This is a genomic window from Aeromonas sp. R4-3 (assembly GCF_040908275.1).
GTDB lineage: Bacteria > Pseudomonadota > Gammaproteobacteria > Enterobacterales > Aeromonadaceae > Aeromonas > Aeromonas rivipollensis.
Map to the genome: position 1 here is coordinate 35188 of NZ_JBFODK010000058.1, position 20809 is coordinate 55996.

Annotated in this window: 15 protein-coding genes; 5 read left to right on the top strand and 10 right to left on the bottom strand. The window is 62.0% G+C overall.

The genetic code is table 11. The features are described from left to right. Nucleotides 1-51: 51 nt before the first annotated feature. The 3 genes from AB5Y91_RS18605 to AB5Y91_RS18615 all read left to right on the top strand — a co-directional run bounded on the left by AB5Y91_RS18605 (nt 52) and on the right by AB5Y91_RS18615 (nt 1881). Entirely contained in the window at nt 52-483 is a 432-nt protein-coding gene (locus AB5Y91_RS18605; RefSeq protein WP_368170499.1) for a MerR family transcriptional regulator, read from the top strand. A gap of 54 nt (nt 484-537) precedes the next feature. Further along, the gene (locus AB5Y91_RS18610; RefSeq protein WP_368170500.1) at nt 538-1143 is read left to right on the top strand and encodes an NAD(P)H-dependent oxidoreductase; all 606 of its coding nucleotides are present in this window, start codon (nt 538-540) and stop codon (nt 1141-1143) included. A 147-nt stretch (nt 1144-1290) separates the two neighbouring features. After that, entirely contained in the window at nt 1291-1881 is a 591-nt protein-coding gene (locus AB5Y91_RS18615) for an MliC family protein (protein ID WP_368170501.1), read from the top strand. Nucleotides 1882-1942: 61 nt separating this feature from the next. On the opposite strand, the gene putP is transcribed toward AB5Y91_RS18615, so the two are convergent. The 8 genes from putP to AB5Y91_RS18655 all read right to left on the bottom strand — a co-directional run bounded on the left by putP (nt 1943) and on the right by AB5Y91_RS18655 (nt 11146). Next, the gene (putP, locus tag AB5Y91_RS18620) at nt 1943-3451 is read right to left on the bottom strand and encodes a sodium/proline symporter PutP (RefSeq protein ID WP_168234444.1); all 1509 of its coding nucleotides are present in this window, start codon (nt 3449-3451) and stop codon (nt 1943-1945) included. A 274-nt stretch (nt 3452-3725) separates the two neighbouring features. Continuing rightward, nucleotides 3726-4652 (bottom strand): L,D-transpeptidase family protein, encoded by a 927-nt coding sequence (locus AB5Y91_RS18625; RefSeq protein WP_368170502.1) that lies wholly within the window; start codon nt 4650-4652, stop codon nt 3726-3728. 179 nt (nt 4653-4831) lie between these two features. Then, entirely contained in the window at nt 4832-6073 is a 1242-nt protein-coding gene (locus AB5Y91_RS18630) for a mechanosensitive ion channel family protein (RefSeq protein ID WP_042648913.1), read from the bottom strand. A gap of 133 nt (nt 6074-6206) precedes the next feature. After that, a complete protein-coding gene (locus tag AB5Y91_RS18635) occupies nt 6207-7406 on the bottom strand; it encodes an acetate kinase (RefSeq protein WP_163134816.1) in 1200 nt (399 codons plus the stop codon). A 467-nt stretch (nt 7407-7873) separates the two neighbouring features. Continuing rightward, on the bottom strand, nt 7874-8344 hold the full coding sequence (locus AB5Y91_RS18640; RefSeq protein WP_368170503.1) for a YhcH/YjgK/YiaL family protein: 471 nt from the start codon (nt 8342-8344) through the stop codon (nt 7874-7876). Between the two features lie 300 nt (nt 8345-8644). Beyond that, nucleotides 8645-9751 (bottom strand): 1-acyl-sn-glycerol-3-phosphate acyltransferase, encoded by a 1107-nt coding sequence (locus tag AB5Y91_RS18645; RefSeq protein ID WP_368170504.1) that lies wholly within the window; start codon nt 9749-9751, stop codon nt 8645-8647. A gap of 221 nt (nt 9752-9972) precedes the next feature. Further along, on the bottom strand, nt 9973-10524 hold the full coding sequence (gene rimJ, locus AB5Y91_RS18650) for a ribosomal protein S5-alanine N-acetyltransferase (protein WP_368170508.1): 552 nt from the start codon (nt 10522-10524) through the stop codon (nt 9973-9975). Nucleotides 10525-10585: 61 nt separating this feature from the next. Continuing rightward, a complete protein-coding gene (locus AB5Y91_RS18655) occupies nt 10586-11146 on the bottom strand; it encodes a GNAT family N-acetyltransferase (protein ID WP_025325892.1) in 561 nt (186 codons plus the stop codon). 348 nt (nt 11147-11494) lie between these two features. Between AB5Y91_RS18655 and AB5Y91_RS18660 the strand changes: the two genes are divergently transcribed. Further along, the gene (locus tag AB5Y91_RS18660; RefSeq protein WP_368170505.1) at nt 11495-13264 is read left to right on the top strand and encodes a M4 family metallopeptidase; all 1770 of its coding nucleotides are present in this window, start codon (nt 11495-11497) and stop codon (nt 13262-13264) included. 48 nt (nt 13265-13312) lie between these two features. Here AB5Y91_RS18660 and AB5Y91_RS18665 read toward each other — a convergent pair whose 3' ends face one another. Then, entirely contained in the window at nt 13313-14212 is a 900-nt protein-coding gene (locus tag AB5Y91_RS18665; RefSeq protein WP_290030751.1) for a LysR family transcriptional regulator, read from the bottom strand. Between the two features lie 208 nt (nt 14213-14420). Between AB5Y91_RS18665 and mdtH the strand changes: the two genes are divergently transcribed. Then, nucleotides 14421-15614, top strand: coding sequence for a multidrug efflux MFS transporter MdtH (gene mdtH, locus AB5Y91_RS18670; protein ID WP_368170506.1), 1194 nt, complete (start codon nt 14421-14423; stop codon nt 15612-15614). Between the two features lie 210 nt (nt 15615-15824). Here mdtH and AB5Y91_RS18675 read toward each other — a convergent pair. Further along, the coding region (locus AB5Y91_RS18675; RefSeq protein ID WP_368170507.1) for a VCBS domain-containing protein at nt 15825-20809 on the bottom strand (4985 nt) is incomplete at its 5' end.

A 20809-nucleotide genomic window follows, 5' to 3' on the forward strand; every position in this document is an offset into this window, starting at 1 on the left:
GCCACTGGCCTATAGTGAGCCCCTACTCGAACAACCTTTGCGAGCAGCAAGATGTATATCGGCGAATTTGCCCGGCTGGCGGGCACCACTCCCAAGGCGATCCGCCTCTACGAACAGCTCGGGCTGCTTCCCGAGCCCAGGCGGCGCGGCAAGTATCGAATCTACCGGGCCGAAGATCTGGAGTGGGTCGGCTTTATTCGCCAGGCCCAGCAGCTCGGCTGCAAGCTTGGGGAGCTGGTTCCCTTACTGGCAGGCCTCACCAGTCTCGCCGAGTTTCCCTGGCAGAAGGTGGAGCAGCTTATCGCGGGCAAGCTGGCGCAGATAGAGGCCGAGGTGGCCAGGCTGCAGCACCAGCACCACTCCCTGACCCAGTGCGCCGCGCTGCTGGCGCAGCACCCCTGCCGCTATGGCGCCCCCGGCCAGAGCGAGCCGCTCCCACAGGCTGAGCAAGGGCTTGCAGGACGGGCGCACAAGGTGGCTTGACTCTGTCCCATGGGACAAGGGGTGTAATGGGGGCTCACTTCAAGGAGCCACGCCATGACACCCAAGCTGCTTATCATCAACGGCAACCCCAAACCCGACAGCCTCTGCCATGCCCTGGCCAGAGAGTATGCCCGCAGCGCCGAGGAGGGCGGCGCAGAAGTCACCCTGCATCACGTGGGGGAGCTCGCCTTCGAGCCGGATCTGCACCATGGCTATGACGAGGCGCAGCCTCTCGAACCCGATCTGCTGGCATTGCAGCAGAGCCTGAAGCAGGCCCAGCATCTGGTGATCGTCGCCCCCCTCTGGTGGGGCCACCTGCCGGCCCGGCTCAAGGGGTTGCTCGACAGAACGCTGCTCTCGGGGTTTGCCTTTCGCTATCAGAAGGGCAAGGCCCTTCCCGAGCGCCTGCTCGCCGGCAAGACGGCGCGCCTGCTGCTCACCATGGACAGCCCGCTCTGGTACTACCGCTGGTGGCTGGGCTCCCCCGTCGAGCGCACCCTCGACAAGCCCGTGCTGGGGCTCTGTGGCATCAAGCTGACCCATCGCCAGCATCTGGGGCCTGTCCATACCTCGGGCGAGCGGGAGCGACAGCGCTGGCTGGGCCGTGCCGAGGCTGCGGCTCGCCAGGATGTGCAGCGGCTGGCGCGGCGACGAACCTAAGCCAGGGCGGCGGCGTCCCTGGTGACTAGGGTTGTCGGCAGCGGGGTCCAGAGAGACGGGCAAGGGAGTCTGGGGTGAAAAAGTCCTCGGCGGCCCGGCGCCCTTGTGCTGTAGTAAGTGGGAATCCCCCTTGCTGGAGCCTTTTCGATGAATAAGATGTTGCTTGGCACCCTCGCCTTGATGCCGCTGCTGACCAGTGCCGCTACCCCTTCCTTTGACTGCGCCAAGGCCCACAGCGCGGCCGAGCAGCTTGTCTGCCAGGACGCCGGGCTGGCGGCGCTGGATAACGAACTCGCCGCCCTCTATCCCAAGGCGCTGGCCAAGCTCTCGGCCGAGCAGCAGAAGACCGAGAAGGCGATGCAGCGCGGCTGGATCAAGGGGCGCAACGAGTGCTGGAAAGAGAGCGACTCGCGCCAATGCGTGGAGGAGAGCTACCAGCTGCGCATCACAGAGTTGCAGATAAAGGGGGGCCAGCTGATGGTGCCAAGCCCGGTCGACTACCAGTGCGACGGCGAGATCCGGCTCTCGACCTACTTCTATAACGAGGCCAAGCGGCCCGCCGCCGTGATCAACCTGAGCGAGGGGGCGCAGCAGTCGCAGGTACTCGCCTTTGAAGCCCCCAGCGCCAGCGGTGCCCGTTACGAGGGGCAGAATCTCACGCTGCTGACCAAGGGGAACGAAGCCAGGCTGGAGCGCTATGACCAACCCCCCCGGCAGTGCCGGGTCAGCGGCCAATAAGCCAGCCCCACCATGAAAAAGCCCCGCAGTTGCGGGGCTTCTTGTTTGTTGTCACAGGGGGTCATTTCACCGGGATGGCGTCAGGCATGGGAGTCTGGAACTCACGCTCTGCCTCGTCGAAGCGATCCAGCATGGCCTTCGAGGGCGCCTTGTCCAGCAGGCTGAACACCACTATGGCCAGGGTGGCGAAGACGAAGCCCGGGATGATTTCATACAGACCCAGCCAACCGAACTGCTTCCAGACGATGACGGTCAGGGCACCGGCCAGCATGCCGGCCAGGGCGCCGTTGCGGGTCATGCGCGACCAGAGCACGGAGAGCAGCACCACGGGACCGAAGGCGGCACCGAAGCCGGCCCAGGCGTAGCTCACCAGCCCCAGCACCCGGTTCTCCGGGTTCACGGCCACGGCGATGGCGATAAGCGAAATCACCAGCACCATGGCGCGGCCGACCCACACCAGCTCTTTCTGGGACGCATTCTTGCGCAGGAAGGGCTTGTAGAGATCTTCGGTGATGGCGCTGGAGCAGACCAGCAACTGGCAGCTCAGCGTACTCATCACGGCCGCCAGTATGGCGGAGAGCAGCACGCCGGCAATCCAGGGGTTGAACAGTATCTTGGAGAGCTCGATGAAGACGCGCTCCGGGTTGGCGGTGACGCCTGCAGCCTGCTCGGTGAAGGTGGAGAAGTAGGAGAGGCCGAAGAAGCCGATGGCCACGGCGCCGCCCAGGCAGAACACCATCCAGGTCATGCTGATGCGACGGGCGCTGGCCATGGAGTGGTGGGAGTCCGCCGCCATGAAGCGCGCCAGTATGTGGGGCTGGCCGAAGTAGCCCAGGCCCCAGGCCATCAGGGAGATGATGGCGATGAAATCCAGGTTCTTGAACATGTCGAGGTTGCTGGCATTCTGCGCCGCTACCTGCACCATGGCGGTGTCGATGCCGCCGACCGCGATGATGACGAACACCGGGGTCAGGATCAGGGCGAAGATCATCAGGGTGGCCTGCACCGTATCGGTCCAGCTCACCGCGAGGAAGCCGCCGAAGAAGGTGTAGGTGATGGTGGCCGCGGCACCGACCCAGAGGGCGGTGTCATAGCTCATGCCGAAGGTGCTCTCGAACAGGCGGGCACCGGCCACCACGCCGGAGGCGCAGTAGATGGTGAAGAACAGCAGGATCACCAGGGCGGAGAGGATGCGCAGCACCCGGCTCTTGTCCTCGAAGCGGTAGGTGAAATAGTCCGGCAGGGTCAGGGCGTTGCGGTTCTTCTCGGTGTGAACCCGCAGCCGACCAGCCACCCAGCGCCAGTTGAAGTAGGCACCTATGGTGAGGCCGATGGCGATCCAACTCTCGGAGATGCCGCCGATGAAGACGGCGCCAGGCAGGCCCATCAGGAGCCAGCCGCTCATGTCGGAGGCCCCGGCGGAGAGGGCTGTCACCCAGCTCCCCATGCGGCGGCCGCCGAGAATGTAGTCGTCAAAGTTACGGGTGGCGCGATAGGCGATGAAGCCGATCAGGACCATACCCAGGATGTACACCAGGAAGGTGATGAGCATTGGGGTGCTAGCTGTCATTCAAAACTCCGTTATGTGACTCTTGTACCCGTTCTCGCGACGGGCTCTTCCTTAAAAAACCGGCCTAGATTAATCAGCAGATCGCCTGATCACAACCACTTTTAACAAATAAAAAACACAGAGAAAACGTTTCACACCTAATCAAGTAACCAATCAAGAGGGGTTAGGCCGGATTTTATCCCGACGGTGCAAGGAGTTACCCGGGCAGCCCCCTTCTTCTGCATCATAAAAAAGCCCCGACCTTGGCCGGGGCTCGACATCGAGGGCAACCGGATCAGCGGTTGATGGCGATGGGCATGCCGCTGCGCTGCTCCAGGGCCTGCTTGACCAGCTGGGAATCGCTGTCGGCGTGGGCGATGAAACGGGTCACCGCGGTCGACATGGACAAGGGCGCCGGCAGGCTGGAGTTGAACTCCTCCTGGTTGCGGGAGAGGGGCTGGTGCACTTCCAGGTAGCGGCTGCCATCCGGCTCGACCGAGGCCTTGATCGGCTGGTTCACGAACTGGACGCGGGTGCCGACCGGTACCTGCTTGAACAGATACTCGATGTCGTCGTTACGCAGGCGCACGCAGCCGTGGCTCACCCGCAGACCTATACCGAACTGGGCATTGGTGCCGTGGATGGCGTACATCTTGCCGATGTAGAGCGCAAACAGCCCCATGGGGTTGTCCGGGCCGGCCGGCCAGACCGCCGGCAGGGTCTCGCCACGGGCGGCGTACTCGGCATGCATCTTGGCTGTCGGGGTCCAGGTCGGGCCCGCCTTCTTGCGCTGCACGCTGGTCACCCAGTCTTCCGGGGTGTCGGTGCCGAGCTGGCCGATACCGATGGGCAGCACTTCCACCACCTTCTTGCCTTTCGGGTAGTAGTAGAGGCGCATCTCGGCCACGTTCAGCACTATGCCCTCCCGGGGGGCATCCGGCAGGATCAGCTGGTGCGGCACGACCAGCTTCTCGCCCGCCTGCAGCAGCAGGGGATCCGCCTTGGGGTTGGCTTCCAGCATGTTGGTCAAACCGAGCTGGAACTTGGCCGCGACCGCTTCCAGGGGCTGGCCCGCCTCTTCGGCCGGCACCACGTATTCCAGGTTCTCGCCCACCAGGCGGCTGTTGGCCGCAGGCAGGGCATATTCGACGGCAAGCACGGGCATGGCGGTCAGGAGCAGGCTGCAGCACAGTGCAGCCGCCGTGTTGTGGAGGAGCTTCATAACTTTCCTGTGATATTGGGGTGATTCAGGACTCTGGCCAGGCCGGGGCGTGCGCGCCCGGGGCGAAGAGAAGGCCGCCATTTTTCTCCTCTGCACCGCAAATTTCAACCGACACGTGGTGACGGGTCGATGATTAATATGGCGTTTTCCCCTGGCCTCATCCTGCAACAAGCATCAAATCACCCGTTCTTCCAGGCATGCATGTCATAACCGGTTGGCGATTGATGCAACCGCAGATGAAATTGCCCGATAATGGCGAATATGTGGTCGAATATATCGGCCTGGATCCCTTCGTAATCGGCCCAGGCGGTGGTCGCCGTGAAGCAGTAGATCTCCAGGGGCAGGCCGTCGGAAGTCGGTGCCAGCTGGCGCACCATCAGGGTCATGTCCTTGCGAATGCCGGAGTGGGCGTGCAAATAGGCATCCAGGTAGGCGCGCAGGGTGCCGAGGTTGGTGAGGTGACGGCCATTGATGGGGCAACTGATGGCGTCGCTGAGCTGCTGGTTGTAGCTGCTCAGCTCCTGCTCCTTGCGGCTGAGATAGGGGGCCAGCAATTTGGCCTGCTTGAGTGTCAGCTGCTCCTCTGCGGTCAGGAAGCGCACGCTGGTCATGTCGATGTTGACGCTGCGCTTGATGCGCCGGCCACCGGATTCCGTCATCCCCTGCCAGTTCTTGAAGGAGTCGGAGATCAGGGCATAGGTGGGGATGGTGGTGATGGTCTTGTCCCAGTTCGACACCTTGACCGTAGTGAGGCCGATGTCGGTCACCTCGCCATCGGCGCCGTACTTGTCCATCTGCAGCCAGTCACCGACGCTCAGCATGCGGTTGGCGGAGAGCTGGATCCCGGCCACCAGGCCGAGGATGGGGTCCTTGAACACCAGCATCAGGACCGCTGTCATGGCCCCCAGGCCGCTGAACAGGAAGAGCGGCGACTTGCCGAGCAGCAGGGCTATCATCAGGATGCCGACCAGTATGCTGGCCACCAGTTTCACCCCCTGGAAGATGCCGCGCAGGGGCAGATCCCGTCCGAGCCGGGTATAACGGCTCACCGACAGCAGACAGTCGAGCAGGGCGAACAGGGCAAGCAGCAGGAACAGCAGGATCCAGAGCTGGGCCAGCATCTCGATAAGCTGCAGGCTGTCGGATGCCTTGGGCAGCCAGATCTCCGCCTGACCGAGCAGCACAGCCCCTTGCAGGACCAGGGCGAGCCGGTAGAAGAGCCGCTGCTGCAACTGGGGCGGCAGCCACACCTGCTTGGTCTTGCCGAGCAGCCCCACCAGGCGCACCAGCAGGATGCGGTGCAGCACCAGGTGCAGTGCCAACGCGGTCAGCACGATGAAGCTCAGGGCGATCACCAGCGCCATCATGGCAGTGACCTCCACCCCGAGACCGGACAACCAGTTGAAAAATATCTCCTTCATCTCTACCTCTGCGACGTGAAACTGCCGTCAGGGTACGTATCTGGCCCCTCATGTCAAATGACAGCTTGCTCAATGTGCCGCTGAAACGACAACGCCCGGCACAGGCCGGGCGTTGTTTCGGTGCGAGGGGGCCTTAGCCGACCAGGCTCAGGGCATCGCGGGCGATGACCAGCTCTTCGTTGGTGGGCATCACCAGGGCCAGGCGGCTGCCTTCGGCCGTGATGGGGCCTTCACCGCCCAGAACGGCGGCGTTGTTGGCCTCTTTATCGACCTTGAAGCCGAACAGGGCCAGCCGCGCCAGCACCATCTCGCGCACCATGGCGGCGTTCTCGCCGATACCGCCGGTGAACACCAGGGCGTCCAAGCGACCGTCCATGGCGGCGGCATAGGCCCCGACATACTTGGCTACCCGGTAGGTGAACACATCCAGCGCCCGCTTGGCGCCGGCGTCGGTGGCGTAGTTGGTGGTGACATAGCGGCAGTCGCTGCTCACCTCTGTCATCCCCAGCAGACCGGACTCGCGGGTCAGCACATGGTTGATCTCGTCCACGCTGTAGCCGAGCTGGTCGTGCATGAAGAAGACCACGGCGGGGTCTATGTCACCAGAGCGGGTGCCCATCGCCAGCCCTTCCAGCGGAGTCAGGCCCATGGAGGTATCGACGGACTCGCCGTTCTTGATGGCGCAGACGGAGGCACCGTTGCCCAGGTGGCAGTTGATGATGTTGAGCTCGGCCAGCGGCTTGCCCAGCGCCTTGGCGGTCTCTTCGGCGATGAAGCGGTGGGAGGTGCCGTGGGCGCCGTAACGACGGATGCCGTTCTCCTGATAGAGCTTGTAGGGCAGCGCGTAGAGGTAGGCTTCCTGCGGCAAGGTCTGGTGGAAGGCGGTGTCGAACACGGCCACGTTCTTCTCGGCCAGGGCCGGGAAGACTTTGAGGGCGGCACGGATGCCGATGAGGTGCGCCGGGTTGTGCAGGGGGGCGAACGGAATGGCGGCCTCGATGCCGGCGATGACGCCATCATCGATGCGAACGGAGCGGGAGAACTGCTCGCCACCGTGCACGATGCGATGGCCGATGGCGACCAGCTGCTCGGCGAGTGTCGGATCCTGGGGCAGGATGTGGCCCACTATGTGGTCAAGGGCGGCCTGGTGCGCGGCACCGGCGCCCAGCATGGCTTCGCCCTTGACTCCGTGGAGTTTCCATTTGATACGTGCATCATCCAGATTGAAGCATTCGGCCAGGCCGGACAGCATGTCCTCACCTGTTTCGGCGTCCATTACGGCAAATTTCAGGGAAGAGCTACCGCAGTTAAGGATCAATACCAACTTGCTCATGTTCTACATCTTCCTGTGCTTCGGCTTTATGCCGACAGTGTCGTGTCATCCAACATGGATGGGATTCCCCTGCCGGGGGCGTTATGGTCGCAGGAAAGTGCGCCCAATTTTTCAAACTGTCTGGCGCCGACCATTGTCTGGCGCGCTCATCTTTCTCAAACTCTCTGGCACCGACCCATAGTCTGGCGCGCTCATCCTTTCAAACTCTCTAACGCCGACCGCCAACTCTGGGCCAGGCGCGCTTATCCTTTCAAACTCTCTAACGCCGACCGCCAACTCTGGTCCAGGCGCGCTTATCCTTTCAAACTCTCTGGCGCCGACCCATAGTCTGGCGCGCTCATCTTTCTCAAACTCTCTGGTGCAGACCCCGAGGCTGGCACACTCATCGAATCGTCAATGCGGGACAGGCCAGCGCCCATTCGACGCGGCCCTGTCCTGGCGGGTGCCCGGGCACCCGGCGCTGCGGCTCAGACCGAGGTCAGCAGCGACTGGTGGACCTTGACAACCAGCTTCTTCACCAAGCCTGGGGTAGTCAGGGTACAGAGAGGGCGATGCAGTTCTCCCGGCCAGAAGATGGCAAAGTCGCCGGGCTGCAACGCCAGATAACTGGTCTGGTCGTCATCGACGAACCAGAGATCGGGGTGGGGATGATCGGCGTCGTCGCTCACATAGGCATGGGGCCCTACGCCGATCCACTCCTCCCCCCGCAGCAGCAGCTGGATATCCAGATACTGCTCATGAAACTCGCCGCGGCGATCCGCGACCGGCTCGGTCAGCGCTTCGCTCACCAGGCAAAACAGCTTGAGGCCGTCTATGTCCTGCTTGCCAAGGGGCGCCTCACGCCAGTGGGCAAGGCTCTTCACCACCTCGGCCATGATGCGGGCCAGCGGCGCGGGCAAGGGGGTGCGTTGCAAGGTATCCAGACTGCCGGTGATCATGTGGGTCGCATCCTTAGGTATATCTGCCGTCTATCTTTGTCCATCAATGAAAAAGGACCCCTAAAGGTCCTTATCCAGCGTCGTCTGCCATCCGTGCAGACTCGAAAAGCGCCTGGTTCATCTTGTTGGCGCCGGGTCACTGTTGCACAGTCGCCCGCCCCTTGCCAAGAGATACCCGCTCATTCACCCGATGATCGTACCAGTTGAAACAATATTATTCACTAGTCCATTGCCACCGACTTTGACCAGACGCAAAAACGGGAGCATCTGCTCCCGTTTTTTTCACCGAATCGGCGTCATTCAAACCTTGCTGGCGTTCTCCACCGGCTTGGCGTACATGGCACGCCAGATGGCCTTGTGCTCTTCCGGCACCTCCGACTGACGGGTCAGGAAGGCGGTCTGCTCTATGGTGCTGGCCTTGCCGGGTACATCCGCCGCCAGATAGTTGCCGGGGAAGAGGCGGTAGCTGCTCCAGATCGCCTTGTCGATGAGCGCGGCCAGTTCGTCCGGATCGCTGAAGCCCTCGGTGATGGGGACGCCGAAGGAGACATGTACCCGCCCCTTCTGGCCGACGATGCCGGCGACTATGCTCTCGATGTCCTCGAACTCGCCCTTCTCGTAGCTGCCGTTGACCGACTTCTCGTACAGCTCGCGCGCCTTGGCCTTGTCGGTGGGATCCACCTCGTAGCTGATGCTGACCGGCACTATGTTGAGACTGCGCATGTAATCGACGAAGTCGATCTTCTGCTTCTTGCCGTCCACGTAGAACATCTTGAGGATGGCCGGATCCGTCTTGTCGTCCCCGTTCTTGGCGCGCCCTTCCTTCTGGGCGATCCAGATGGAGTGGCCTTCGTGCACCGACTGACCTATGTAGGCCGACAGCTCGCCGAGGGCCTTCATCATCTCCCGCGGCCCCTTGGCGGAGCGCTTGACGATGAAGCTCTTGTTGAGCTTCATCAGCTCGGTGGCACAGGGCTTGCGCAGCAGGTTGTCACCGATGGCGATGCGCACCGTATCGAAGCCATGGGTGTGCAGCCCCCAGTTGACGAACGCCGGATCCATGGCGATGTCCCTGTGGTTGGAGACGAACAGGTAGCCCTGCTCCTTCTTCAGATGCTCGAGACCGGAGAAGCTCACCCCCTGGGTGGAGGTGGCTATCATGCGACTCATGTAGCGGGTCACCCCCATCTGCACCTGATGGATGGTGCTGACCTTGGCCCACTTGTGGCGCAGGAACTGGCGGATCAGCGGGCGAATGGCCCAGCCCAGCCAGCTCATCAGGGAACCGAAACGGTATTTGGCGATGGCGCCGATAAACTCGTCATCCTGGATCAGCCGCTCGATGGCAGCCGGCACTTCGTCATCGCGATAGGGGCGAATGTCCGCGAATCTATCTACTTCTGTCACAATGTCAGCCTTGCATGTATGGAGTCGCGACCAGCTGCTGCTGGCCGGGAAAATTCAGGGCGCAATTTTACACGCTTTTGGGGTCAGGGGTATGAGAGGCATACAGATAGTGCGATCTTGCCGTGAAAAAGCCTCCAAATCATGGGGAGCCAGGATCCGGGACGGCCTGCGCCCATGGCTTGGCGAGGAACTTGTCCCGCACGGAGAAAGCCACAGGCTCCTCAACCGGCCGGATTGAGCAGCGCTGTGAGGACGTGGTCCTCCCAGCGGCCGTTGATCATCAGGTAGTCCCGGGCATAGCCATCCTGCTCGAACCCGAGACGCGCCAGCAGGGCGCCACTGCGCCGGTTCACCGGCATGTAGCTTGCCATGATGCGGTGCAGGTCGCGCTCCCGAAACAGGTAGTCGATGCCGGCGGCCACCACCTCCTGCATCAGCCCCTGCCCCTGATGATCCTGATCGATGGCATAACCCAGATGGCATGCCTTGAACATGCCCATCATGATGTGGGTGAAATTGCAGGTGGCGAGCACCCGCTCCCCTTTGGGGTCGAGCGCCACCAGTTGCACGGCGCTGCCGTCGAAAAACTGGCCATAACCGTCGCGCAGCCGCCCCTGCCAGTGACCCAGGGTATAGAAGCTCTCGTCGCGCCAGGGCTCCCAGGGCTGCAGATGGGTGCGGTTGCGCCGGTAGAAATCCAGCATCAGCTCGGCCCGCTCCGGGGGCAGGACGGTCAGCCGGGTGCGGGCCGTGGTGATATGGGGCAGGGTCAGCACTGTGCCTCCCCATGCTGGCCATGCAGGGTGCCAGTAACCGGACTGGGCCGGGACCCCATCAGTGATCCCTTTCCCGCAGCCTGAGCCAGTCATCCCGCAGCAGACCGTAGTGGACATGATCCACTACCCTGTCCGCCAACCGCTCCGCACGCCGGGTGATCCCCTCCTGCTGCATGCCGAGCCGCTCGCACACAGCCCGGCTGGGCTCGTTCTCCAGCGCGGCGCTGATCTCCACCTTCTCCATCCCCATCTCCTCGAAGGCGTGATGGATCAGGGCCTGACAGGCCCGGGTGATGATGCCATTGCCCTGCCAGCGCTCCGCCAGCCAGTAGCCGATGCTGACCTTGGCCAGCCCCTGATCGATCTGGTTGTAACCGATGACACCGACCACCTCCCCCTGATACTCGATGGCGGTGGTCAGCCCCTCGCCTCGGGCAAATTTCTCGATGGCGTGGCGAATGAAGGTGGCGCTGTCGGAGGGCTGCTGGATATGGGGCACCCAGGGCAGCCACTGGGAGAGATAGTCGCGATTGCGCTGACAGAGGCGAAAGAGTTCGCTGGCCATGTCGGGCTGCAGAAACAGGAGCGCCAGCTCGTCATCCAGTTGCCATGAAAACATTGCTCCTCCCCCGCCTTTGGTCCGGCATCCGCCGTCATGGGAGCCAATGTAGTCAATCAATCCCTTGTTTGCCAAGGACTTTCGGCGCCTTCAACCGGCAGGCAATCCCCATATGGATGTGCCCATTTGGGCACTGTTTTGTACCTTGCAGCAATCAGCCCTTCCCTTGGCACAAGTCACCATATTCATGACGAATTTCAGCAGTCACAAATGGCAACAGTCAGATCTGCTACGCCTTTATGCTGCTCTGTCACATATGACAGGCAGTTATTTCAGACCGGCGCACTAGTGTAAGAGCGCCGGGCAACGGACCCGGCGTGCAATCTTCATCGACTAAGGAAAGACGAGATGAACAAAGTCTATTTGGCCGTGGTACTGGCCTGCTGGGGAAGCGCCGCCATGGCGGCAGAACAGGTGGAAGTGAACCAGGTCTCCGACCTGACCGGCGCTGTGAGCGGCGCCGCCAGGATAGGCGCCCTCGCCACAGGGGATGGCGAGTTTCGCCAGGTACGGGTCGTCAAGCTGCCCAACGGCCAGCAGCGAGTGCGCTACGAGCAGACCTGGCAAGGCATCCCGGTCTGGGGTCAGGTGCTGGTGGCCGATCAGGCCCTGGGGGGCCAGGTCAACCAGGTGTCCGGCACCATGCTGCGCAAGATAGATGCCGACCTGACGGGCCCGACCGCCACCCTCTCCCCTGCCGATGCCGCCCTCAAGGCCCGCGCCGGTGCCAAGGGCAGCAACGAACGGGTCAAGCTGTTCGTGATGCAGGATGAGACCGGTCAGGCCCGCCTGGTCTATCTGGTCTCCTGGCTCGCGGCAAGCGATAAGCCGAGCCGTCCCTTCGTGATGCTCGATGCCCAGAGCGGCACCGAGATCAAGCGCTGGGAGGGGATCAATCACCAGGACGCCACTGGCCCTGGCGGCAACCTCAAGACCGGCAAGTACTTCTATGGCGCCGATTTTGGTCCCCTCAAGGTGGACGACAGCTGCCGCATGAGCAGCAGCAACGTGGACACCATCAACCTCAATCACGCCACCAGTGGGGGTGCAGTGCACCAGTTCAGCTGCCCGGAGAACAGGGTCAAGGAGATCAACGGTGCCTACTCGCCACTCAACGATGCCCACTACTTCGGCAATGTGGTGTTCGACATGTACCGCAACTGGTACAACACGGCGCCGCTGAGCTTCAAGCTCAAGATGCGGGTGCACTACGGCCGCAACTACGAGAACGCCTTCTGGGACGGCAGCCAGATGACCTTCGGCGACGGTGCCACCACCTTCTATCCGCTGGTGAGCCTGGACGTGGCTGCCCACGAGGTGAGCCACGGCTTCACCGAGCAGAACTCGGGGCTGGTCTACTCGGGTCAGTCGGGCGGCATCAACGAGGCCTTCTCCGACATGGCGGGGGAAGCGGCCGAGAACTACATGAAGGGCAGCAACGACTGGCTGGTGGGGGCCCAGATCTTCAAGGGCAACGGCTCCCTGCGCTACTTCGAGGATCCGACCCGGGACGGCAGCTCCATCGGCCATGCCAGCGATTACTATGACGGCATCGACGTGCACCACAGCTCGGGGGTCTACAACCGCGCCTTCTACCTGCTGGCCAACACCGGCGGCTGGAACACCCGCAAGGCGTTCGAAGTGTTCGTGCTGGCAAACCGCCTCTACTGGGGGGCCAACACCAGTTTCGATCAGGGCGCCTGCGGCGTGACCAGGGCGGCTACCGATCTCGGCTACAGCCTGACCGACGTCGCCACCGCCTTCACCGCGGTCGGGGTCAACGCCAGCTGTGGCGCCACGCCCCAGCCCGACAAGGTGCTGCAAAACGGGGTAGCTGTGACCAATCTCACCGCCGCCAAGGGGGGCAAGCTGAACTACACCGTCGAGGTGCCGACCGGCAAGAGCCAACTGGTGATCGCCAGCAGCGGTGGCAGCGGGGATGCGGATCTCTACGTAAAATTTGGCAGCGAGCCGACCAGCAGCAGCTATGACTGCCGCCCCTACAAGAGCGGCAACGCCGAAACCTGCACCCTGAACGCGCCCAAGGCAGGGACCTGGCACGTGCAGTTGAGCGGCTTCAGTGCCTTCTCGGGGGTGAGCCTCAAGGCCAGCTACTGATCCCGAATGTCAGTGAAGGGAGAGCGCCGGGCTTGTCCGGCGCTTTTTTCATGTGGGCTTGCCCGACCAGCGCCTGGCCAGGGTGCGCGCCGCCTCCAGCACCCGCTCCTTGGCGGGGTTGGGCCGCTTGCCGCTGCGCCAGGCCATCATCACGTCCCAGTGATCCGGCGGCAGATCCGTCACATCCAGTTTCACCAGGCGACCAAACTCCAGATCCCGGGTGATGGCGAGCGCTGGCATCAGGGTGATGAAGCCGTGCTCCAGTGCCAGCTCCCGCGCCGCACTGGCGGGCTGGATGGCGTGCAGCGGGCTCGCTACCTGGCGCAGCAGCCGCAGTTGCAGGATCAGCTCGTCACAGCCTGTGCCCCACTGCTGGGGGGCCAGCCGCTCGTTGGCGATATCCTGCAGGGTCAGCCCCTGCCGTCCGGCCAGCGGGTGGGTGGCGCAGGCCACGGCGATGATGGGGGAGCGATAGAGCAGCTCGAGCTGGATGCCGGCTATGGCGGGACACTTGAGGATGAAACCGACGTCGGTCTCGCCGGTCAGCAGCTCCTGCATGATGACGCCGGAGTGATCCGTGCTGCAGCGGATCTCGAACGCCTCGTCCACCAGAGCCAGCAGCAGGGGACCAAACACCACAGTGGTCAGGGAGGGAAGGCAGGAGAGCCGGATCCGCGGTAGGGCGGGCGCCCCCTGCATCGCCAGCCGCCCCCCTTCCAGAGCACTCAAAGCGCTGGTGGCCGCCGGCAGGAACTGCTCGCAGGCCGGTGTGGGGGTGGCGCCACGGCGGTGACGGCGGAACAGGGACTGGCCCAGCTCCTGCTCCAGCACGGCGATCCGCTGGCTGACCATGGGTTGTGACCAGCCGCGAATGGCCGCCACCTTGCTGAAGCTGCCACGGTTGGCCACATCCAGCAGCAATTGCAAATCGTCGAGTGTCACAGCCATAACCAAATCCAATATGAAATATAGCCAGTTGTCGGCTACCACTATATCTGGAGCCCCACCAGAATAGCAGCATCAATCGTCGTGAAATGGCAGAACGCCAGCGAGTCAGGGACTTATCGTCGCCCTTGGCTCTGTTTGGTGACGGCGCCATTCGGATAATGAGTACACAACAAATAATGTCATCGAAGCAAGCAGGGGTATAAGGGTCATGGTGGAGCGGGCGAGGCGGTTGGGGCGGTGGTTCTTGGCATTGGATTCCCTCTTGGTGATCCTGGGGTTCTTCGTGGTGATGCCCATGATAAGCCTGCGATTCGTGGACCAGCTTGGCTGGGCCGCCGGTGTGGTCGGACTGGCGCTGGGCCTGCGTCAATTGACCCAGCAGGGGCTGGGGGTCTTCGGCGGCTCCCTCGCCGACAAGTTCGGCGCTCGCCCCCTCATCGTCTGCGGCATGTTGCTGCGGGCGCTGGGCTTTGCCAGTCTGGCCTACGCCCAGAGCGGGCTTGAACTCATCGTCTCCTGCATCATCTCGGGGCTAGGCGGCTGCCTGTTCGATCCCCCCCGCGCCGCCCTGGTGATCAAGTTCACCCGCCCGCGGGAGCGCGGCCGCTACATCTCCTTGCTGATGATGCTGGAGAGCGCCGGCGCCGTGGTGGGGGCCCTGCTCGGCAGCTGGCTGCTCAACTTCGACTTTGAATATGTCTGCCTGCTGGGGGCCGGCCTGTTCGTCTGCGCGGCCCTGTGCAACCTGCTGATCCTGCCTCCCTACAAGCTTTCCCTGCGTCCGACGCCGATCCGGACAGGCCTCGGCCAGGTGATTGCGGACAAGGCGTTCTGCCGGCTGGTGCTCATCCTGAGCGGCTACTACGCGCTCTGGGTACAGGTGATGCTGATCTTCCCCATCCTGGTCAAGCAGATGGCGGGCAGCACCACGGCGGTGGGCTGGATGTATACCCTGGAGACGGCCATCTCCCTGGCCCTGCTCTACCCCCTTGCCCGTTACGGCGAGCGCCACTTCAAGCTGGAAAACCGCCTGATGGCGGGGGTATTGCTGATGACGGCGGGGATAGGGCTGGTGGCCTTTGCCACCACCCTGCCCGCCGTCTTCATGCTGCTTGCCTGCTTCTATCTCGGCATCGTCATCGCCGAACCGGCGCGGGAGACGCTCATGACCAAACTGGCCCAGCCGGGTGCGCGCGGCAGCTACATGGGGTTCAGTCGCCTGGGTCTGGCGCTGGGTGGCATGACGGGTTACGTGGGGGGCGGCGCCCTGCACGACTACGCCATGGCCCAGGGACAACCCTGGTTGCCCTGGCTGGTGCTCGGCACCGTCGGCGTCACCACCCTGCTGCTGCTGGTGAACTGCTTTCAGCGCGACTCCCGTCTGGCCCAGGTCAATGCCTGATCCTTGAGCACCCAATGCTGATGACCCCGAGGCGCCCCTCGTGCGAGTCGGCGCCCTTCTTTTACCCGGCAACACAGGGTCTGCGGCCCCCTCCCCTGACCTGCATACCCCCCTCTTTCCTTCACCCCACTTTCCATCACCCCACAAGCCGAATGACGCACATAAAAAAAGCGGCAGATTGCTCTGCCGCTTTGTGTCCATCTGGCTGGCTTACTTGTCGATATCCAGCAGATTGTTATTCAACATGTAGTCGATGACCTGGTTGGCCGTGGACCCCGATCCCCCGGTCAGGGTGTCGAAGGTGTGGTTCACCAGCACTATCTCCTGGGTCACCGCTGCCGCGCTGCTCTCTTTCACCTGCAGGTGCACCCCTTCGCTGTCCTGGAACACAGAGAGCAGGCTCTTCAGGGTGGTCTGGTTCTTGCTGCCATCGCTGTCGAGCAGGTCGCTCAGATCCAGCTTGTCCCCTTCCGACTTGCTGAAATCGACCACATAGTCCTTGGCAACGGAGCCTGCGACCGTGTCCCCCTTCAGCCAGGTGAAGGTATCGGATCCCTCATCCCCCTTGAGAACGTCGTTGCCAAGCCCCCCGATGAGGATGTCGTTGCCCAGCCCGCCACTCAGTATGTCATTGCCGGTACCGCCATAGAGGGTGTCGTTGCCGCTGCCGCCAGAGAGACTGTCGTTGCCGCTTTCACCATAAAGGATATCGTTGCCGCTGCCGCCGAACAGGGTGTCGTTGCCGGCACCGCCGTACAGGAAGTCATCGCCCCCTTGGCCGAACAGGATGTCATTGCCATCCCCACCGTAGAGGGTGTCACCCTTGTCATTGGCCGACGACTGATCGAACTCGCTGGCATGATCTCTGATGTAGGAATGCACCTGGGCATCGGTCACCGACCCGGCCCCCAGCTTGCCGGCCACATACTGCTTGATGGCCGCATACCCTTCCCCGCTGATGCCGGTAAAGCGCACCGCGTCGCCAAACAGTATGTCGTCGCCCGCCCCACCATCCAGCCTGTCGGCACCGGGCAGGTTGCTGACCGGGGTCCCCAGAATGGCATTGGCCAAGCCGTCAGCACTGATCCCTGTCAACACTTTGCCGTCACTGTCGAACCCTCTCAGATCGTCGACACTCAGCTGATCACCAATACCAATAGCGTCTACAGTAACGCCTGCCGCAATCAATAGAGCGTACCCATCTCTCGCATTTTGATCGCTATTACCATCTCGGTCACCAGAGAATGTCACCGCTTCATAGCCCCCTTTACCATCAGGGCGCATAACACCTTTCCAACGCCCGTCAGCACCATATACTTGGCCAGTCGTTGTAATCACCAGACGACCATCAAGATAATATTCCTGACCTGGTTGGTATTCGCCCGTCACGATCTGACTTAAATAAATAGCGTTCCACTTGCCCCCCTCCCACTGATAGCCAATGAAAGGATTAGACTCGGAATTAAACGTATTCGGCTGGCCATCCGTTATGAAGTAGGCAACATTCTTGGCATTGGTGTTTAACTTGGCAAAATCACTTTTGAACCAGTTAGCGGTTGTTTTAAAGACATCCTCATAGTTTGTAGCGCCACCATTTTTCTCACTACCATCCATGGTTTTGATAATGTTTTGCAACTGGTTCAAGGCATCAGGGTCCTTCAGATTTACACTGATGGATTTGTTGACCTGAGAATCAAAATCCACCAGGAAAATATTGACCTTACCTGCACCGTCCGCCCCGGCGCTGCTCTTGAGGCTGGCAAAGACCTGCGCCAGCTGGCTCTTGATGGTCTTCATGGCGTCACTACCGATACTGCCGGAGCTGTCGACCATAAAGGCAATGTTGTAGTTCTGACCCGGCAGCACCACGCTGCCATCCAGATCCCCCACGACTATATTGTGCTCACTGCCAAAGGTGCGGTTCTGATTACCCGGCTCCCCTTCGGTGGCGTTGAAGTAGCTCAGACGGATGCTGTCTTCATCGCTGGCGGTGCTGGTCTGATCGGTCCCCGCCTCTTTGGCGGTGACGTCGACCTTGAGATTGACCAGCCCCGCCTTGTCACCCGGCACCCTCAGGGTCAGCCCGGTCAGATTCAGATCCAAGGCATTGCCACTCCACAGCTTGTCCGCTGCGGTGAAGGTCAGCTTGCCATCATCACCGACGGTACCCAGCAACTGGCTGCCCTTGTAGAGCTCGGAGCCTTTGGGCATGCCGCTCAGCACCAGGCTGTCGAACACCTCGCTGCCATCCCTGTCGGTGAGGGAGGCAGTCAGCTCGACCGGGTAATCCACCTTGGTCGGCGGCACCAGGGTCAGCTCCCCGGTATTCTGGTTGATCTGGTAGATACCGTCAGCGAACTGGACATACTCGACGTCGTGCAGCGCCTTGGTCACTCCGACCCCTTTCTCCGACACCGCAAAGTCGAACCAGCGGTCATTGGACGAGTAGCCAGACCCTTTCTTGATGGAGTAGTCGGCACGGTTGCCTGGCAACACGGCAATATCCTTGTCACCGGCACCGCCATAGAGGCCGTCGTTGCCAAGACCGGAGACCAGGATGTCGTTGCCCTCCCCACCATAGAGAGAGTCGCCCTGGATGGCGTCACTGCCCACCAGAATGTCATTGCCCTTGTCACCGACGAGACTGTCGCCACCCCCCTTCTGGCTCACTATGTAGTCGTTGCCGCTGGTGCCATTGACCTGATCCTGCCCTGCAGAGCTGTCGGTCAGGGTATTGGTGATCCCGAGGGCGCTCTTGTCGAAGCTGCCGGACTGGAACTGGCCAGTGGTGATCCCCGCGCTCGGGAAGCTCAGGTTGTACTGCGGAATGCCATTGCCGAGCAGGCTCAGGTTGACGGTCGGCTTGTCAGCCACCGCCGCCACATCGATCACCAGCTTGCCGCCGTTGCTGAGGTTGGCACCGTCGCTTATCTGATAGCCGATGCTGGCATAGTCGCCCTTCATATTGCCGGCCAGGGCGCCATTTCCGTTGGCGGTATTGGTGCTCGATTCATTCAGACCGGGCACGAAGCGCAGATGGCCCGCATTCACCTCGGCGTAGGAGATGAGGGATCCGGTTTGCACCGCAACCCACTGCCCCGCGGCATTGAGGTATTCGAGGGTACCGTTCAGGGGCAGGGTGTTGATCTTCACCCCGAGATCGGTCGCAGCCTGATCGTCGCTGGCACCGAACTGGGCCCAGGTCAGCACCTGGGGCTTGTCTTCCTGCCCGGCACTGTGGCCCCCGGCCGCCGTCGGCGCCCGATCGTTGTCGACGATAGTACCTGTGCCGCTCTGGCCACCTATGGTCACCGAGAGGGTCTCGTTTGCCTCGACCAGACGATCGTTCACCGTAGGTATCGTCACGGTGAAACCGGATACCCCGGCCGGCACAGTGATCTTGCCGGTGGTGCTGTTGTAGGTCACCCCGTTGCTGAACTGGGCAGTCCCCCAATCCAGGTTAGATGCGGGGTTGCTGCCGCTGCCCCTGATGGCGAAGTCATATTGCGTCGCCTCCTGGGTCGCGTCGGACAGGGTCACCGTATGTTGCAGGCTACCGCCTTCGGTCACGCTGTCGGCAGAGATCCCCTGAACGATGGGCGTAAAGAGTGGCTTGGTGGCAAACGACCCGATACTCACGTCACCATCGCCATCCGTCACCTTGATCTGGAAGTCGATGTCGCTGTCCCCCTGGGGCTTGGACATGTTCTGATACTGGAAGAACTCCCACTTGCCGGTGGCGGGGGTGAACTCCAGCCTGAAGACCAGGTTGTCGCCCGCATCCTTGCCGAGCAGGGTGTTGGCCCCACTTGAGCTGATGGTGATCAGAGAACCGGCTGCCGTCCGCAGGCCGCTCTCGAAGGCGCTTGGATCCAGGACCAGTCCCATCGAGCCCTTGCCATCAGCCCCCCATTGTGGCGTCACAGTGCCGGAGCCATAGGCGATGGCCTGCGCCGTATCGGCACCGAGGAACTCGATGCTCTTCACCGTCAGGTCGCTGTTGTCCTGGGTATTGGTGTTGCCGTTGTTGGTCGCCTTGATCACCATGGTATCGAAGCCGCCTTGTTGCACTTGGAAGTTCTGGTTGAACTCCCCGCCTGCTGCCGTCGAGTTGAATACCAGGGTATTGATCAGCACACCACCGCGATAAAACTCCACCACCCCGCTCTCCAGCTCGCCACCAAACATCTGGCTGAACTTGATATTGGCGCCATAGGCGACCTTGCCCGCATCCAGCTTGATGACCAACTGCTCGGAGGCAGAGGTGCCATCCGCAAAGTGACGGAAGTCGATCTCGTTGGCGATGTTGTGATAGGGCGCCGCGCCGCTGGCTACCCCCAGACCCGATCCGGAGCCGTTGACACTCGCCTCAACCAACTCTGAGTCGGTGGCCGACTTGAAGCCGAGACCACTGATGGTGAAGCCCGTCATGTTCAGGGTCGAATGGTTGCCGCTGAACTGGGTCAGATCGAAGAACCCGGTCAAGGTGTTCGGGATATTGGTCTTGACGACGGACACGGCATCGGCATTGCCAGCGATGGAGGCGTCATCTTCGACCGAAATGGGCAGACTGTCAGTAGTGGTAGTCTTGCCATCCGACACCGTCACACCGATCTGGAAGTCGAGTGCGTCTTCACTCACTTTGCCCGGGTGGTCAAGGGGTGCCTTCAGGGTCACATCATAGCTCCAGTCCCCCTGGGTGCTGCCAGTCGGCGCGGTCAGTTTGACCTCTACCACTGCCTTGTAGTCGGCAGCGCCTATGGTGCCGGTGTAACCGACCAGCGTCTTGCTGCCCGCACTCCAGCTCCACTGGACCTGAGCACCACTGGATGTCAGGCCGGCCGGCCCGCTCAGGCTGACGGTCAGGTTATCCTGGCTATCCACATCACCGACCGTGATCTTGCCGCTGGCAGCCACGCTGTCAGTCGTATCGCTACTGCCTGCCGTATCGGCAATACCGCCGACGAGGCCCTCTTCGGATACCACAGCTCCCTTGTCGATGCTCAGTGTCGGCGCATCGTTGGTGCCGTTGATGGTGATGGTGACCGTGGTGGTCGAGCCATCGCTCAGTTTCACGGTGAACTGCTCGGTGTGTTTGTCGCCGGCGGCCAGGGCATCGACGGTGGCGTTGTCCGCCAGCACGAAGCTCCACTTGCCATCGGTGCCCACCTCGAAGCGGCCGTAGTCACGGCTCT

Coding starts and splice junctions, on each gene's coding strand:
- AB5Y91_RS18635 (WP_163134816.1), bottom strand. CDS start 7,406: ATGAGCAAGTTGGTATTGATCCTTAACTGCGGTAGCTCTTCCCTGAAA.
- AB5Y91_RS18640 (WP_368170503.1), bottom strand. CDS start 8,344: ATGATCACCGGCAGTCTGGATACCTTGCAACGCACCCCCTTGCCCGCG.
- AB5Y91_RS18605 (WP_368170499.1), top strand. CDS start 52: ATGTATATCGGCGAATTTGCCCGGCTGGCGGGCACCACTCCCAAGGCG.
- putP (WP_168234444.1), bottom strand. CDS start 3,451: ATGACAGCTAGCACCCCAATGCTCATCACCTTCCTGGTGTACATCCTG.
- mdtH (WP_368170506.1), top strand. CDS start 14,421: ATGGTGGAGCGGGCGAGGCGGTTGGGGCGGTGGTTCTTGGCATTGGAT.
- AB5Y91_RS18655 (WP_025325892.1), bottom strand. CDS start 11,146: ATGTTTTCATGGCAACTGGATGACGAGCTGGCGCTCCTGTTTCTGCAG.
- AB5Y91_RS18610 (WP_368170500.1), top strand. CDS start 538: ATGACACCCAAGCTGCTTATCATCAACGGCAACCCCAAACCCGACAGC.
- AB5Y91_RS18630 (WP_042648913.1), bottom strand. CDS start 6,073: ATGAAGGAGATATTTTTCAACTGGTTGTCCGGTCTCGGGGTGGAGGTC.
- AB5Y91_RS18615 (WP_368170501.1), top strand. CDS start 1,291: ATGAATAAGATGTTGCTTGGCACCCTCGCCTTGATGCCGCTGCTGACC.
- AB5Y91_RS18660 (WP_368170505.1), top strand. CDS start 11,495: ATGAACAAAGTCTATTTGGCCGTGGTACTGGCCTGCTGGGGAAGCGCC.
- AB5Y91_RS18625 (WP_368170502.1), bottom strand. CDS start 4,652: ATGAAGCTCCTCCACAACACGGCGGCTGCACTGTGCTGCAGCCTGCTC.
- AB5Y91_RS18665 (WP_290030751.1), bottom strand. CDS start 14,212: ATGGCTGTGACACTCGACGATTTGCAATTGCTGCTGGATGTGGCCAAC.